This window comes from Paenibacillus macerans (genome assembly GCF_050565405.1).
GTDB classification, from domain to species: Bacteria; Bacillota; Bacilli; order Paenibacillales; family Paenibacillaceae; genus Fontibacillus; species Fontibacillus macerans_B.
On the sequence record NZ_JBNYYG010000090.1, the window covers coordinates 1 to 15412 of the forward strand.

Consider the following 15412-nt stretch of genomic DNA (forward strand, 5'->3'; position numbering starts at 1 on the left):
GTGGTTTTGTAGTTTGCCCGGCCGACGGCGTGGACGACCGCTTGGACCCGGTCGCTGGCCTGAACGTAGTAGCCATGGTGCGGCGCTGCTGCTCGCGGCGCAGCTGGCGGCCGCCGGTTTCCTCGGGCGGCTGTTCCGCCCGGAAACGTGGTCCGCCCGCGCGGCGATGTACGGCGATGCCGTGCGGCTGCTCCGGCGGTCGCCATGGCTTGGCCAAGGCGGAGATACCTGGCGCCAGGCGTTCCGCCACGTCCAAAGCCATCCTTACGTCGGCAGCGAGGTGCATAGCGGGTACTTGGACCTGGCGCTGGATCTGGGCCTCTTCGGCCTCGCCCTGGTACTGCTCTGGCTGGGGGTCTTGGCCATCCCCATGCTCCGGCGCCGCAGTGCGATGCTTCCGTCCTGCCTCGCCCTGCTGCTTCATGCTGCCGTAGATTTTGATATGAGCTACGGCCTGTTTTGGCTGCTGCTCCTATGGATGGCCGCCATCGCCGGAGGAGAGGCTCGGTCCGCGAGCGCAGACGCTTCGGCCGAATCAAATGCAGATCCTCGCCCGCGGAGGGGCCGCTCGCCTGCGAGCCGGTCGCCCTTCACAAGAACGCTGCGTCCGGCATTTTGCGGTTTGTCCGCTTTCCTGCTGCTGGCCCTAAGCGCCGTCGGGTTCCGTCAGTCGGCGAGCCTGAGCATGTACCAAAGGGCGTTGGCCCTTCATCCGTCAGGGTCCTCGGCCGTAAACGCCGTTACAGCGGCCAATTCCGCTGCCGCCTGCGAGGGCGCCTCGACGCGGCGGGGCGCCGGCCGGAAGCAGGATGCGGCTACGCTGCTTCAGCGCGCGCTGAAGATAAGCCCCGACCGTACCTCCGCCCGCATCGCGCTCGCTACCCGGTCCGAGTCTCGGCAAGCCGTCCCGCTGCTGCTCTCCGGCCTCGATTATGAACCGGCCGACGCGGAATTATGGCTGGCTCTTGGCAGCGCCTTGGCCCGGGCGGGAAACCCCGAGGCCGTGCCTGCCTTCCGGCGGGCGCTGGAGCTGGATCGGTTCGACCGGGCCAAGCATGCGGCAGCGATGCGTCATGTGCTGCAGCTCTCGCAAAGCTTGCAGGCCGGAGGTCGCCCGCAGGAAGCCCAACTGGTCGCGCTGGCCGGTGCCGGCATGTATGCCGGTTACGCGGAATTGGCCGATGCGGTCAACGAAACTCCCGTGCGGCGAAACGACCGTCGTTTTCGCCTCACCGCCGAGGCCTTGGAGCTCGGGAAGGGGTTAAACCGGATGGCACATCCCGTGACAGGCGCGGCGGAAAAGCCGTAACCGGCACGCCTGTTTTGCCATCGGGTCGAGACGACTCAGCCCAGTTCCCCGGCCCCGAAAACGGGTTTCTTCCCGATCTATCCCCCAAACGCCGAACGGAAGGCCGAAGACAACGTTTCGCGGTCGACCTTCCACAGTTCGGCCAGCTCAGGGCTAACCGCCTCGTCCCACCAGTCCGCAAGCACCTTGCGGTTGCTGATATTTTCGCCGATCCACATCAGGTTGCCGATCACCTTTTTGTAATACAACGCTTCTCCTTGCTTGATCAGATCCTCCGGAAGGTAAACGCCTAACCTCTTGACCGTGCGGTACAACTCTTTGCTGCAACTGCGGCGGATTTTGCGCGGGTTGGGGAGTGCCGTCTGATGTTTTGAAGGGAAGTTTCCCATAGCCTGAATCGCCTCCTTTTCTCCCAACATATGCGTCCGCTTTGGCCGGAGTCACCGTGCATGGACTTAAGTAGAATGCATGTCCCCGGCTATGATAGAATAGACTTTGATCAAAGGGATATATTTGCAATTTCAATAAAGCTGGAAGCTATCGGGAAAGAGGAAGAAGCTGTGGATTGGATATCGAATGTTGTAGGCGTATTATTGGAATGGGTTCAGCAATTGGGTTATTTCGGCATCATGCTCGGCTTAATGATTGAGGTCATCCCTAGCGAAATCGTGCTTGCTTACGGGGGGTACCTCGTTCATCAGGGACATATCAATTTCGTCGGAGCGGTATTTTTCGGCACGGTCGGCGGCGTCATCGCCCAGTTGTTCATTTACTGGATCGGCCGATACGGCGGCAGACCGATTTTGGAAAAGTACGGCAAGTACATTTTGATTCAAAAAAAACATATCGACGTTTCCGAAGCCTGGTTTCTGAAATACGGGCCAGGGGTGATCTTTACCGCACGGTTTATCCCGGTGGCGCGGCATGCGATATCCATACCGGCCGGCATCGCGAAAATGCCCGTCGGCAAGTTTCTGACACTCACCACGCTGGCGGTCATTCCATGGTCGATTCTTTTCGTCTATCTGGGCACGCTGCTGGGCGAACAGTGGCAGAATGTCGATGAGAAAGCAGGGCCTTATATCATGCCGATCCTGCTCGGCGCGTTGGCGCTGCTGATCGTGTATCTGATCGTCAAAACCTTTGGAAACCGGAAAAAAGGAGATAGTTAACCATGACCGTAAATCTTGCGCATAAGTTCGATCAAGGCATGGCTCCCCGGGAGTTTATGGACGGTATGCAGAAGAATCAGGAAGCCTTTCGGGAGGGCTATGCCGCTTTTGCTTGGCATGCCGAGGCGGATCGTCTTTTTTTTGAAGGTCTGCGATCCCGCGATGATCTACGGGTTCTGATCCTGGCCGCGGATTGGTGCGGCGACGTGGTTCGCAGCGTGCCGGTCGTGTTCCGTGCGCTCGAGGCTGGCGGCATCCACACGGAAGTACTTATATTGGAGCAGCACCAGGACGTGATGGACCATTTTCTGACGATGGGCGGCAGATCGGTGCCTGTGGTGATATTCGCGAATTCGGACGGAGAGGTCCTGGGCCAATGGGGGCCGCGGCCCCGGCACGTGCAGGAGCTGATGATCCGGTTCAAGCAGGACAACCCGGACCGCGAAGCGGCGGATTACGAAGCGAACATCGCCGTCGTTCGCCGGCAAATGGCCGAGAAATACGAAGAAGGAGGCGGAGTGAACGAGTCGGTCGTATCCGAACTGCGCGCGTTGATCTCCGGGCTATAAACAACATGTTGAAAATCGAAACTTTCTCCCTGGGTCCCTTGCAAACGAACGCTTATCTGCTGCGAGGGGAAGACGAGGGCCGGGCGGTCATCATCGACCCCGGCATGAATCCGGGGCCGCTGTTGCGTAAAATTGAAGGGTTGGACATTGAAGCGATATTGCTGACCCATGCCCATTTCGACCATATCGGCGGCGTCGACGATATACGTAAGCTGAAGAAATGTCCGGTTTATGTTCACCCGATCGAAAGCGATTGGCTGACGACTCCGAAGCTGAACGGCTCGCTGATGTGGCCGGAGGTAGGACCACCCATTTCTACCGACCCGGCTGAATTCGACCTGGCCGAGGGTCAGAAGCTCCGTTTGATCGGGCATGAGTTCACCGTTTATCATACGCCGGGGCACTCGCCGGGCAGCGTTAGCTTCCTGTGCGGGAATGACCTGTTCTCGGGAGATGTGTTGTTCCGCTTGGGCGTGGGACGTACGGATTTGCCGGGTGGCCGCGAGGCGGATCTCTATAACTCGATCCGGGGCAAGCTGTACCGGCTGGCGGACGAAGTGAAGGTGTATCCGGGACATGGTCCGAGAACGGCCATCGGCTATGAGCGGGCCAACAACCCGTACGTCTCTTAGCGGAATTACAACAAAATCCACGAAAAAGCACAAAAATAGTGGACAAAAGTGCATGCCTTTGGTAGGATGTACTTATTAAATCATTGTAACCTTTGCGAAGCACGCAAGCTGTGGATTGATCCCGGTTTGCGTTCTTTTTTGTCCGTGGAAAGCGGGCGGCGGAGGGGTACGACATTTGTCGTTTATTTAAGAGGGATGGACGCGGCGCGGCCGTTTTGCATAACCTGAATATAATCCGAGCGTGCTTGTCGGCAATCCTGAAGGAGCGCACCCGGTTTTACTTTTCGTATCCGGTGAAATGCCTTGACCAATCTCCTTCACTTTTAGTAGGATTATATAAAGCAAAGCAAGCTTTGAGGGATCAATAACCAAAAATATCAGGGAGGTAGACGATGCTGCATTTAGGAGAGAAAATTGTTATCGTCGGAGATGCTTTTGAGCAGAATCTTCCTGTTGGGGAATATGGCTACGTAATTGCTTACGACCGCAATCCGGATAATGCTTTTGACTATGTCATCCGGTCTCCGAAGACGGGGCGGAATTATTTCGTTCCGCAGAGCGATATAGAATCGGAAGAACGGCTGATCGAGCTGGAAGTGGAGCGTACGACGCAGGATGCCTTGATCGATTACGCGCTGGCTACGCACAATGAGAAGCTGTTCCGGCAAATTATGAACGGCGACGGCAGCGAGGCAAACGAGCAACAGGAACCAACAAAGGAAGTTATGTCCCAAGCCGAATTCATCAAACAGGTGAATCTGCGGGCATGGATATAAGATAAAAGCCACTCGAAAGAGTGGCTTTTATTCGTGGATGCACGACCATTCCATGAACTATCATCCATTCATCATAAGGAGGGGGATCATGGCGTTTTTACGAAAATGGAGAGGTTATATTTTTATTTTGATTTTTTTGGCTTTATTAGTCTATCTTCAAAGCACTACTAAAACCGCGGAGTTAGTTGAAATTATGGAAGTTAAGGATCACAGCATCGTCGTTCATAACTTGGGGGGAAGAATTACGGAAATTTATTTTAATAAAGCGATAGATAAACTAGATAAAGATTCTTATTATTTTGTTAGATATAAATCCAGCATGATCGAGCGTCCCAAACTGATAGAAATTAAGTATTTTAAAAAGGTAGAGTGAATATGGAGTAGGTGTGGTAACGTAAACTTATCATCTTGATTTAGCTGCGGCATGGCGATGCGTGGGAGTGATCCCTGTATCGCCATTTTCCGTTTTTTGCTCAAGGGCTGGTTTCTTCAGCAAATACGATCATGCGTGCGACTATGTGTTGTACGAATAATCGTACAAGTACCGGCCGTTTTATGCGAATTGAATGATTTTATACGATTTATCGTACAAAAGAGGACAGCAGCGCAAGTAAATGAGGGAGTTTATGCGAAAAGTCGTGCAAGTTAGCCGGCCATGGACCGAAAAAAGGCCGGTTTGTACGAAATTTCGTTTAAAAATTTTTTCCGGAAATCAAATCCGGAAGCGGCCACCTCACTCATGTGGTGTTGGAAGCTCCCCTACCCGATGATAGCACGGTGTATATCCCCTGTCTCCATGTTTCGCTTTAACGGATTGAATTGCGCAGTAATCTACAATATAATTTTAATCAATTGTACGGGCATGATAGAATGGACGAATAGGGTTTGTACGCATCATTAAAGGAGGGCATCAAAGTGAGTATCCAGACGAAGGATGTAGAACATGTGGCCAAGCTGGCCCGCTTGCACTTGACCGACGATGAGCGGGAAATGTTCACGGAACAATTGAACGCGATTTTACAATATGCGGAGAAACTGAACGAGCTGAATACGGATGACATCGCGCCGACGACGCATGTGCTGCACCTGAGCAACGTCATGCGCGAGGATGAAGTGAAGGAAAGCCTGCCGCCGGAGAAAGTGTTCCTTAACGCGCCGGATGAAGAAGACGGGCAATTTAAAGTTCCGGCCGTACTCGAATAGAGGCGGAGCTGCGGGTTACGACGTATCGACTTGGAATGTGACAAATGAAGGAGGAAGCGGGTTTGGCGCTTTTTGATTTGCGATTGCAGGAAATACATAATCAGCTCCACAACAAGGAGCTGTCCGTCTCCGATTTGGTCGGCGAAGCCTTCGCCAAAATTCGGGAATACGACGGGAAGATCGGCGCTTATTTGGCGCTGAACGAAGAGGGGGCTCGGGCTGAAGCCTCCCGTCTTGACGACAAGCTGGCTAGCGGCGAGCCGCGCGGACTATTGTTCGGACTGCCGGTCGGCATCAAGGACAACATGGTGACGGAAGGCTTGCTCACGACGTGCGGCAGCCAGTTCCTGAGAAACTACGATCCGATTTATAACGCTACGGCTGTTGCCAAGCTGAAAGAAGCGGAAACGGTCACGATCGGCAAGCTGAACATGGACGAGTTCGCCATGGGCGGCTCCAACGAGAACTCCAGCTTTCATCCCGTGCGCAACCCGTGGGATTTAAGCCGGGTGCCGGGCGGCTCAAGCGGCGGCTCCGCGGCGGCGGTCGCTGCGGGCGAGGCGTTCTTCACGCTGGGCTCCGACACGGGCGGATCGATTCGCCAGCCGGCCTCTTATTGCGGCGTGGTCGGGCTGAAGCCGACGTACGGCCGGGTGTCCCGTTACGGCCTCGTAGCCTTTGCCTCCTCGCTCGACCAGATCGGGCCGATCACCAAAAACGTCGAGGACGCCGCCTACGTCTTGCAGGCCATCGCCGGCCACGATCCGAAGGATTCCACCTCGGCGAATGTCGAGGTGCCGGATTATTTGAGCGCCCTGACCGGGGACATTGCCGGACTGCGAATCGCCGTGCCGAAAGAGTATTTGGACGGCGTCGATCCGCAGGTCAAAGCTTCCGTTCTGGACGCGCTGCGCGTGCTCGAAAGCTTGGGCGCGGTGTGGGAAGAGGTTTCCCTGCCTCATACCGAATACGCGGTAGCCGCTTATTATTTGCTGGCATCCTCGGAGGCGTCGTCCAACCTGTCGCGGTTTGACGGCGTTCGTTACGGCGTCCGCGCCGATCATGCCGGCAGCTTGCTCGACCTGTACTACGATTCGCGCAGCCAGGGGTTCGGACCGGAAGTGAAACGACGGATCATGCTTGGCACCTATGCGCTTAGCTCGGGTTATTACGATGCCTATTATTTGAAGGCGCAGAAGGTAAGAACGTTGATCAAGCAGGATTTTGACCAGACCTTTGCCAAATACGACGTCATTATCGGGCCGACGGCGCCAACTACCGCGTTCGCTCTGGGTTCGCAGGTCGATGATCCGCTGACGATGTATTTGAACGATATTTTGACGATTCCGGTCAGCTTGGCGGGGGTCCCGGCTTTGAGCGTTCCTTGCGGTTTTGCAGACGGTTTGCCGGTCGGGTTGCAGATCATCGGAAAGGCGTTTGACGAAAGCACGATTTTACGCGTGGCCCATGCTTTTGAGGCGCACACGGATCACCATAAGCAGCGTCCCGCCTTGTAAGGGCGGAACTATAGTATCAATCTAAAGTTTGCAGGAGGATAGGCCATGTCAACATCCAAATATGAAACGGTGATCGGGCTGGAGGTGCATGTGGAGCTGCATACGAAAACGAAAATTTTCTGCGGCTGCTCCACCGAATTCGGCGCCCCGCCCAATACGCATACCTGTCCGGTTTGTCTGGGGCATCCCGGGGTATTGCCCGTGCTGAACCGCCAGGCCGTCGACTACGCCATGAAGGCGGCGATGGCGCTGAATTGCGAAATCGGCGACGTCAGCAAATTCGACCGGAAGAACTACTTTTACCCGGATTCGCCGAAAGCGTACCAGATTTCCCAATACGATCAGCCGATCGGTTTGAACGGATACATCGATATCGAGGTGGACGGGCTGACGAAACGGATCGGCATCACCCGTCTGCATCTGGAAGAGGACGCCGGCAAGCTCACGCATGTCGACGGCGGGTTCGCTTCGCTCGTCGACTTCAACCGCGTCGGTACGCCGCTCGTGGAGATCGTGTCCGAACCGGACATCTCCTCGCCGGAGGAAGCGCGGGCTTATCTGGAGAAGCTGCGGGCGATCATGCTGTATTGCGAGGTTTCCGACGTGAAAATGGAGGAAGGCTCGATGCGCTGCGACGCCAACATCAGCTTGCGGCCGCAGGGCCGGAAGGAGTTCGGCATCCGTGCCGAGCTGAAGAACATGAACTCGTTCCGCGGCGTGGTGCGCGGATTGGAGTATGAGCAGGTCCGCCAGGCGGAAATCCTGGATGACGGCGGAGAAGTCGTGCAGGAGACGCGCCGCTGGGACGAAACCCAGGGCAAGACGTTCTCGATGCGCGGCAAGGAAGAAGCGCATGATTACCGCTACTTCCCGGATCCGGATCTGGTGACGCTGCATATCGATCAAGCGTGGAAGGATCGGATCCGGGCTTCGATTCCGGAGCTGCCGGATGCCCGCAAGGCCCGCTATGCGTCGGAATTCGGACTGCCGGAATACGATGCCGGCGTTATTACGTCGTCCAAGGCGCTTGCGGATTTGTTCGAGAGCAGCCTGGCTTACACGAAGGACGCCAAAGCGGTAGCGAACTGGATCATGGGTGATCTGCTCGGCTATTTGAACAGCAACTCGCTGGAGCTGGCCGATGTGAAGCTGACCGGCCAAGGGCTTGGGGAAATGATCGGATTGCTGGAAAAAGGCACGATCAGCTCCAAAATCGCCAAAACCGTCTTCAAGGAAATGCTGCAAAGCGGCAAGCTGCCGCAGCAAATCGTCGAGGAACAGGGGCTCGTGCAAATCAGCGACGAAGGCGCGATTCTGGCAATCGTGAAGGAGGTCGTCGCGAACAACCCGGCTTCCGTCGAGGATTACAAAGCCGGCAAGGAGAAGGCCATCGGTTTCCTGGTCGGACAAGTGATGAAGCAAAGCAAAGGCAAAGCGAACCCTGGACTTGTAAACAAGCTCCTGGTGGATGTGCTTAAGGGTTAACTTGGCAGGAATATCGCCGATATACGGCGCAGCTTCCGGTTAACCGGAGGCCAAGGGGGGAGAAGCCGGTGATCTTGAGTTTGCAACTGGAGGATTCCGAGATCGTCGAACAGATTTGGAGCTTACAGCATACGGCGTACCGGCTGGAGGCCGAGGCGGTAGGCTTGACCGAATATCCGCCGTTGCCTGACACGTTCGATTCGATTCGCAGCAGCGGGGATGAATTTTACGGAGAGGTGTCGGAGGACGGCGACCTGCGGGGAGCCATCGGCGTCCGCCAAGAGCTCCCCGGGACCTTGGAAATCACCCGTCTCATGGTTCATCCTGCCTGGCTGCGTCGGGGGATCGGGTCTTCGCTGCTGCAGCACGTCCTTGCCTCTAACCCGAACTTCGGTGCGTTTACCGTAACGGCCAGCTCGCTGAATGCTCCCGCGGTCGCTTTATACCGCCGATATCGCTTTCGACCGGTCAAAACGGTTAACTCCGCCGCGGGCGTAGAGTTGACGCTGTTTCGGCTGGAAAGATAAAATAGCAGATGCACGCTCTGGACTGACGTTGTCGGGAGCGTGTTTTTTTGTTCTTCCGCATGTTCCTGGCCGGGTCCAGTTCATTCCACGTTACAGACGAAGTCAAATTCGGTTATTATTAATAGATAACGGTGATCTCTCGCAGAAATAGAAGCCAAACATAGAAAGGGGTGGGGAGATGGCGCCGGAAAGGGTACCGCTGAAGCCGTCGCCTGCGCGGGCGCGGACCAAGGGCTTCAAGCCGAGGCGGCGCAAGCGGAAGGTGATAGCCTGCTTGCTGTCTGCGTTGTTCCCCGGTTTGGGCCATTTGTACTTGCGCTTGTTTTTGCGTGGTATCGCCATCGTTTATTTCGTATTGATCGATGCGTCCGCCCTGATTTTCTTTTCTTCGGTGCGTACGGCGATCAACGTTCCGTTGCTGATTTTGCTCGGATTGCTGATCCCCGCTGCGTATTTCTATAGCGTATACGATGTGCTTCAATCAACCGACTTGCTGAATGCGCGGCTAAAAAGGGAGCTTGACACCGAAGCAGCCTCTCCGGATAAGCAGGATCCCTCCTCCGGTTCGGGGTTAAAGCAGGGGATGAAGGCCAGCGCTTTATTGATCGGCGGCGGGTCCCTTCTGTTTGTTTTCCAGCAGAAGCCGGTATGGCTACAGGAGCTGATACAATCCTACGGTGCCTATTTGGTTGCGGGGGGGTTGGCCGCCGGGGCGCTGTCGTTGATCCTTCGCGAAGGAAAACGCCGCTTTTTCCGCACGGGGCGGCTTACGGCGGCGGCGTTATTGTTGGTCGTCGGGGCGCTGTTGCTGCTTGATGAGGTTTCGGGAAGGGAAGACATGCTGCTCATGCTAAAATGGTGGCCGTTGGTGTTCGTTTTTTGGGGCATCGAGCATATTTTGGTATTGTTATGGAATCTTAAAAAAACGCCTCGTCCCGGGAAACGGCTGCGCGTGGACGTCAGAGGCTTGCTGCTGTCCCTGTTCATGGCTTTTTCCGTATTTGTCGTTACCCAGCAGGAGCATTACATGCATCTATGGAATCGGGTGAGCCTCGATTTAACGGCGGCAGGGGCGGAATACAGCGCGGAGGAAGGCTATCGCGTCGAGAAGCCTCAGCAAGACATTCCGATCGATCTGAACACCGAACGGATCGTCATCGACGGCATGAACGGGAATATCGAGGTCCGCAAGGCGGAAATCGAAAACGTGATCGTCCGTTACACTGTATGGGTCGATCAACTTGGCACGGAGGAGGCCCGGCGGATCGCGTCGGTTACATCCGTGGAGGCAAACGAAGGCAAGACGTTGGCGTTGTCGGTTAAAGATAAGGCGTACGGAGAGACGGGACGGCGCCACCCCCGTGTGAACCTAACTGTCATCGTGCCGGAAAACCGCTTTTTGGATCTGGATATTACGACCTCCAGCGGCGGGATTGCCTTAACCGGGGTTCAGGCGATGAAACAAGTGAAGCTGCAGACGGGGAACGGGGATTTGCGGCTGTGGGACGTGATCGGAGACGTCTCGGCCAAAACCTTGAACGGCGACGTGGAGCTGTACCGGATCTTCGGGGAAGCGCATGTCGATACGCAAGGCGGTAATGTTAAAGGTAGAGGGGTAACCGGCAAAGCCGTGTTATCTACGCTGGTTGGCGATATTTCCCTTACGGATGCGCAGGCCGGCATCGAGCTCGCTACGAAAAACGGGAATATCCGCGTGGACGGCGTGCCGTCCGAGCTGAAGGCCGAGTCGTTGAACGGAAAGGTCCACGTTTCCTCGCGAATGGTCGGGGGCGATTGGGACGTATACAGCGCGGTCGGGGAATTGCGCCTGGATCTGCCGGAGATCGGCGATTACACGCTGGATGGGTCCAGCGGGTACGGCGATATTTTCACGGAGCTGCCTTTCGTGGTGGAGAACAAGGAAATTCATGGAACGCGGGGCTACGGCGAGCATCGACTAAAGGTCGACGGGAACAGCAACTTATATGTGAATAAAAGCTGAACACCTGTAAAATGGGGCTTTTTCCGGGGCAGGGTGCGTTTATACTGCGTTGACAAAAGTTTTAACCTAAACGTACAATAATTTTACGAGCATTATTTAGTATTACTATTTCTTAGGAATGAGCTTATTAAAGGGCGGTGGACATATTGACAACGCGCGTACAGCATGCTTTGGACCAATTGAAAAACAACGGTGTCCGCATTACGCCGCAGCGTCACGCCATTCTTACGTATCTCATGGAATCGATGAGCCATCCGACCGCGGACGAGATATACCGGTCCTTGGAACCCCGCTTTCCGAACATGAGCGTGGCTACGGTATACAACAACCTGAAAATGCTGCTTGAAGCCGGGATGGTCCGGGAATTGACATACGGAGACAATTCGAGCCGATTTGATGCCGATGTGTCCAACCATTATCACGTGATCTGCGAGCGATGCGGGAAAATCAAGGATTTTATGTACCCTTCTTTGGATGACGTGGAACGCAAGGCGGAAGAAATGACCGGATTCGAAATTCGGGGACATCGGTTGGAACTGCATGGGATCTGCAGCGATTGCCGGGTAGAACATTAAAGCATTGACCTGCGGGTTTAAGACAACGTGTGGGATTCCTTCGGGAGTTCTTCACGTTTTTATTTTTTGAAAGCTAACTTTTGCATGCTCCGGATAGTTTATTATTAATAGACGGAGATTCTATTTACGGAGGTATATCATTGAAAAGCAGAAGAAGCACCTATCGACGAAAAAGGCGCACCCGAAGCAAAACGAAATGGTTTTTCGGACTGATCCTTATTATAGCAGGTTTATATTGGGCATCGACGGTATGGTTGCCGAACCGGGAACATGTCAGTCCGGAATGGCTGGGCAAGGTGGATAAGCCTATTTTTATGGGCGGGGAGCTGATGGACGGGAAGGGCGTGGGCGCAGGCGACAGCCTGAAGCTTCCGCTTCCGGTCATTCAGTCGGTCATCGATCCGACGATCCGATATGAGGAGGCCACTAAATCGGTCATTCTGACGACGCCGCGAAAGCTGGTATTCCTAAAGACGGATGAGAAAATCGCCAAAATTAACAATAAGCCGATGAAGCTGCGGTTTGCGCCGGAGGAAAAAGAGGGCATCCTCTATTTGCCTGCGCATTTGCTGACGGAACTGTACGGAACCGAGGTTCAAGAGGATGCCGCATCCGGTGCCATTCTGCTTGCCAAGGCGGGGGAGAGCGTGCAAACCGCCGCGGTCCAAAACGCTTCCCGGAAAAAAGACGCCACCGTTCCGCTGCGCACCGGACCCAGCATTCATCAACCGATTCTGGTCGACATGGCTCCGGATACCGCGCTGCGGATTTTACAGGTCGCCGACGAGTGGTATTATGTCCAACTGGACAACGGATATGCCGGGTATGTCCAACAGAAGAACGTCGTGGTTGGCGAGAAACGGAGCGTGCCTGCGCTTAAGCAGGAGTTGTCCTCCGGCAAGAAGAAATGGGAGTCCAAAACGGTCAATATGATTTGGGAAGCCGTCTATCAAGTAGCGCCGAAGCCATCGGCCATCGGGAAATTGCCGGGGGTTAACGTCGTGAGTCCTACCTGGTTTTCCCTGGTCGACGGCGAGGGCAACGTGCAAAGCAAAGCGGACAGCGCTTATGTCAAATGGGCACACGGCCAGGGGATGCAGGTCTGGGGCTTGTTCAGCAACAGCTTTGAGCCGGATCTGACCTCGAAAGCGCTGGCGAGTTTCGAGAACCGATTAAATACGATCTTGCAGATGCTTCATTACGCCAAGCTATTCGATCTGGATGGGATCAATATCGACTATGAGAATGTATACACCAAGGACGGGGAGAATCTCACTCAGTTCATGCGCGAGCTGCGGCCTTTGGCCGAGGAGCAAGGACTTGTCGTGTCGATTGACGTGACTCCGAAATCGAACAGCGAGATGTGGTCGGCTTTTCTCGATCGCAAAGCGCTGGGCGAAGTCGTGGACTATTTGATCTTGATGGCTTATGACGAACACTGGGCGGCCAGTCCGGTATCCGGATCCGTGGCCTCGCTCCCTTGGGTGCGCTCCTCGGTGACACGGATCCTTGAGGAAGACGGCGTTGCTCCGAACCAATTGATCCTGGGGATTCCGCTATACACCCGGGTGTGGACCGAAACCGAGAAAGAGGGCAAAACGGAGGTAAATTCGAAAGCGATCGGCATGGAGAAGGCCCGGGAAATCATCGCGGAGAAGAAGCTGAAGCCGCGCTTGTCCGAAGAAACGGGGCAAAACTACGTGGAGTACACCGACCAAGAAGGCCTCCATCGCATTTGGCTGGAGGATACGGATTCTTTGAAGCGCCGGGTCGAGCTGGCCCAAACGCTACAACTCGCAGGCATTGCGTCCTGGAATCGGAGCTTTGCTTCCATGGAAGCTTGGGAAACGCTGCAGCAAATAAGCAAATAGTTTGGAATGCAGAAGAAGCGGGCCGCCCCATAGCGGTCCGCTTCTTTTCATGATTCCTGCTTTACTTCTTAGCTCTTTGTTGAGATGCCGGCCGATTGCTGATGCTCCAATTGATCGGCCGTCGTGGTCGCTTTCGCCGGATCCAGGGTCAGGATCGTTTTGCAGAACATGCATCGGTCCGTCTTGCCAAGCATTTTGGTCAGCTTATGGCATTCCGGACATTCCAGCTGCACGGCCGAGGTCGACAGCATGCCTGCCCAGAAATAAACGGCCAAGCTGGCCAGCATCGCGATCAATCCGATGGCAAGTCCGATCGCAGCCGCGACTTTGCCCGATTGTCCCCAGAACACGATCCCCGCGGTGCCCAGAATCATAAGTCCCATGCCGAACATGGTCAGCAGCAATCCCCACAGGCGGAATTCATTGATTTTGCTCGATTTAAAGAACATTGGGCAAACCTCGATTCTTCATGTATTCATAGGGCAAGCGCCAACGACTTTTTCCATGGGCGCTTAAAAACAAGAAGGAAACTCTTACTAGGCGTAGAACTATATTATAACGAATCGGCAGGAATACGCCAAGCTGGGAGGATATCGTGGAACCAACCATTTTTTCTATCATGGACGAAGAGAAGGCTGGCCGTCAAGCCATCGGGGCAATCGGATATCGCCATGCCAATGGCAGCTTTCACGACTCGTTGCTGCATGACTTCGAATTTCTGATTTTGGTCGTTCACCATGGTTCCGAGCAAGCTGGATTGCGAATCGAGCATTGCATGAGCGGCGAAACTCATTACCAGCTGTTGCATGTGAACAGCAAGGATATCGAAAGTTGGATCATAGCTGGGGATCATCGCGAATTGGTCGAATATTTTTTGCGTGGAGAACTGATTTGGGACGTTGACGGGAAGCTGGCGGCTTTTCGTTCCTATATCAATGAATTCGGAGATCCGATGAAGGAGCGGCGGAAACTTATGGAGTTCGCGAGATTCCTTAAGGTTTACGTCGAGGCCAAGCGTTATACCGCGGAAAAAGATTTGCTGGATGCCTATTATTGCGTCCTGCAGGCCCTGAAGCATTATGCCCGCATCGAGCTGATCGAGCAGGGGATTTTGCCGGAAAGCAGCGTTTGGGAGCAGGTTCGCCCTTTGAATTCGGTCGTTTATAAGTTGTTTGATGAGCTTACGGATAATTCGGAAACGTTGGAGCAGCGCATTCAATTGGTATTATTGGCTTGCGAATTTACTTTAACCAGCAAAATGGCGGGCTGCTGCGCGTTGCTGCTAAGGGTATTGGGCAGCCGCAAAGAAGCCTGGAGCATTCAAGAGCTGGTTCTGGTTCCCGAATTGGATCATGTGAAGGACGAGCTTCCGTTGGTGCTGCGCAAATTGGTGTACCGTTCGCTGGCGCAGGAGATACCCAAGGGGCACAAGGATGGAAACGGAGAGGGCCGGGAGCTCCGTTATCGCGTCTAATCAAGAGTTGTCTCATTACCAGATTATTCTTGCAATAAACTGGTTGACTCCCACAGCAAATCTGTGTTAAATTATATCTCGCCCCTAAAAAGGCACAGAAGTTCCGGAGCATGGAATCGACGGTATGAAGAAATGCTTCGAAAAAAACTTCTTGACTTAAATGAGGCAAACATGATATATTATAAAGGTCGCTGCTGAAACAAAACAAAGCGACGAAAACGATAGTTTGATCTTTGAAAACTGAACAACGAGTGAGTATGAAAATGAGAAGAAATTCTCGTCAGTTTTTCTAAATGAGCA

The 15412-nt window shown here is 54.4% G+C and carries 16 protein-coding genes; 14 read left to right on the forward strand and 2 right to left on the reverse strand.

Annotated elements, in window-relative coordinates; genetic code table 11:
* Window positions 1-1309, forward strand: a 1309-nt coding sequence (locus ACQ4N8_RS27060; protein ID WP_430707471.1) for an O-antigen ligase family protein, incomplete at its 5' end; no start/stop codon positions are given.
* Between the two features lie 77 nt (window positions 1310-1386).
* Here the strand turns inward: ACQ4N8_RS27060 and ACQ4N8_RS27065 are convergent.
* Window positions 1387-1698 carry a dehydrogenase gene (locus ACQ4N8_RS27065; protein WP_430707472.1) on the reverse strand — a complete coding sequence of 104 codons (312 nt, stop codon included), beginning with the start codon at window positions 1696-1698 and terminating at the stop codon, window positions 1387-1389.
* A 171-nt stretch (window positions 1699-1869) separates the two neighbouring features.
* Here ACQ4N8_RS27065 and ACQ4N8_RS27070 point away from each other — a divergent pair, with 171 nt between their 5' ends.
* The 12 genes from ACQ4N8_RS27070 to ACQ4N8_RS27125 all read left to right on the forward strand — a co-directional run bounded on the left by ACQ4N8_RS27070 (window position 1870) and on the right by ACQ4N8_RS27125 (window position 13638).
* A complete protein-coding gene (locus ACQ4N8_RS27070; protein ID WP_430707473.1) occupies window positions 1870-2481 on the forward strand; it encodes a DedA family protein in 612 nt (203 codons plus the stop codon).
* 2 nt (window positions 2482-2483) lie between these two features.
* The gene (locus ACQ4N8_RS27075) at window positions 2484-3050 is read left to right on the forward strand and encodes a thioredoxin family protein (RefSeq protein WP_430707474.1); all 567 of its coding nucleotides are present in this window, start codon (window positions 2484-2486) and stop codon (window positions 3048-3050) included.
* Between the two features lie 5 nt (window positions 3051-3055).
* Window positions 3056-3682, forward strand: a complete 627-nt coding sequence (locus ACQ4N8_RS27080; protein WP_430707475.1) for an MBL fold metallo-hydrolase — start codon at window positions 3056-3058, stop codon at window positions 3680-3682.
* A 392-nt stretch (window positions 3683-4074) separates the two neighbouring features.
* Entirely contained in the window at window positions 4075-4458 is a 384-nt protein-coding gene (locus ACQ4N8_RS27085) for an ATPase (protein ID WP_430707476.1), read from the forward strand.
* An 88-nt stretch (window positions 4459-4546) separates the two neighbouring features.
* Entirely contained in the window at window positions 4547-4831 is a 285-nt protein-coding gene (locus ACQ4N8_RS27090) for a hypothetical protein (protein ID WP_430707477.1), read from the forward strand.
* Between the two features lie 542 nt (window positions 4832-5373).
* Window positions 5374-5661 carry an Asp-tRNA(Asn)/Glu-tRNA(Gln) amidotransferase subunit GatC gene (gatC, locus tag ACQ4N8_RS27095; RefSeq protein WP_430707478.1) on the forward strand — a complete coding sequence of 96 codons (288 nt, stop codon included), beginning with the start codon at window positions 5374-5376 and terminating at the stop codon, window positions 5659-5661.
* A 62-nt stretch (window positions 5662-5723) separates the two neighbouring features.
* Window positions 5724-7178 (forward strand): Asp-tRNA(Asn)/Glu-tRNA(Gln) amidotransferase subunit GatA, encoded by a 1455-nt coding sequence (gene gatA / locus ACQ4N8_RS27100; protein WP_430707479.1) that lies wholly within the window; start codon window positions 5724-5726, stop codon window positions 7176-7178.
* A 45-nt stretch (window positions 7179-7223) separates the two neighbouring features.
* Complete coding sequence (gene gatB, locus ACQ4N8_RS27105) at window positions 7224-8663, forward strand: Asp-tRNA(Asn)/Glu-tRNA(Gln) amidotransferase subunit GatB (RefSeq protein ID WP_430707480.1); 1440 nt, start codon at window positions 7224-7226, stop codon at window positions 8661-8663.
* Window positions 8664-8731: 68 nt separating this feature from the next.
* The gene (locus tag ACQ4N8_RS27110; RefSeq protein WP_430707481.1) at window positions 8732-9190 is read left to right on the forward strand and encodes a GNAT family N-acetyltransferase; all 459 of its coding nucleotides are present in this window, start codon (window positions 8732-8734) and stop codon (window positions 9188-9190) included.
* 178 nt (window positions 9191-9368) lie between these two features.
* Window positions 9369-11192 carry a DUF4097 family beta strand repeat-containing protein gene (locus tag ACQ4N8_RS27115; protein ID WP_430707482.1) on the forward strand — a complete coding sequence of 608 codons (1824 nt, stop codon included), beginning with the start codon at window positions 9369-9371 and terminating at the stop codon, window positions 11190-11192.
* 146 nt (window positions 11193-11338) lie between these two features.
* Entirely contained in the window at window positions 11339-11767 is a 429-nt protein-coding gene (locus tag ACQ4N8_RS27120) for a Fur family transcriptional regulator (protein WP_430707483.1), read from the forward strand.
* A 140-nt stretch (window positions 11768-11907) separates the two neighbouring features.
* A complete protein-coding gene (locus tag ACQ4N8_RS27125) occupies window positions 11908-13638 on the forward strand; it encodes a glycosyl hydrolase family 18 protein (RefSeq protein ID WP_430707484.1) in 1731 nt (576 codons plus the stop codon).
* Between the two features lie 68 nt (window positions 13639-13706).
* Here ACQ4N8_RS27125 and ACQ4N8_RS27130 read toward each other — a convergent pair whose 3' ends face one another.
* Window positions 13707-14087, reverse strand: a complete 381-nt coding sequence (locus ACQ4N8_RS27130) for a YgzB family protein (protein ID WP_430707485.1) — start codon at window positions 14085-14087, stop codon at window positions 13707-13709.
* Between the two features lie 146 nt (window positions 14088-14233).
* Between ACQ4N8_RS27130 and ACQ4N8_RS27135 the strand changes: the two genes are divergently transcribed.
* On the forward strand, window positions 14234-15112 hold the full coding sequence (locus tag ACQ4N8_RS27135; RefSeq protein ID WP_430707486.1) for a nucleotidyltransferase-like protein: 879 nt from the start codon (window positions 14234-14236) through the stop codon (window positions 15110-15112).
* The last annotated feature ends 300 nt before the right edge of the window (window positions 15113-15412 follow it).

Coding starts and splice junctions, on each gene's coding strand:
- ACQ4N8_RS27065 (WP_430707472.1), bottom strand. CDS start 1,698: ATGGGAAACTTCCCTTCAAAACATCAGACGGCACTCCCCAACCCGCGC.
- ACQ4N8_RS27075 (WP_430707474.1), top strand. CDS start 2,484: ATGACCGTAAATCTTGCGCATAAGTTCGATCAAGGCATGGCTCCCCGG.
- ACQ4N8_RS27080 (WP_430707475.1), top strand. CDS start 3,056: ATGTTGAAAATCGAAACTTTCTCCCTGGGTCCCTTGCAAACGAACGCT.
- ACQ4N8_RS27085 (WP_430707476.1), top strand. CDS start 4,075: ATGCTGCATTTAGGAGAGAAAATTGTTATCGTCGGAGATGCTTTTGAG.
- ACQ4N8_RS27090 (WP_430707477.1), top strand. CDS start 4,547: ATGGCGTTTTTACGAAAATGGAGAGGTTATATTTTTATTTTGATTTTT.
- gatB (WP_430707480.1), top strand. CDS start 7,224: ATGTCAACATCCAAATATGAAACGGTGATCGGGCTGGAGGTGCATGTG.
- ACQ4N8_RS27115 (WP_430707482.1), top strand. CDS start 9,369: ATGGCGCCGGAAAGGGTACCGCTGAAGCCGTCGCCTGCGCGGGCGCGG.
- ACQ4N8_RS27130 (WP_430707485.1), bottom strand. CDS start 14,087: ATGTTCTTTAAATCGAGCAAAATCAATGAATTCCGCCTGTGGGGATTG.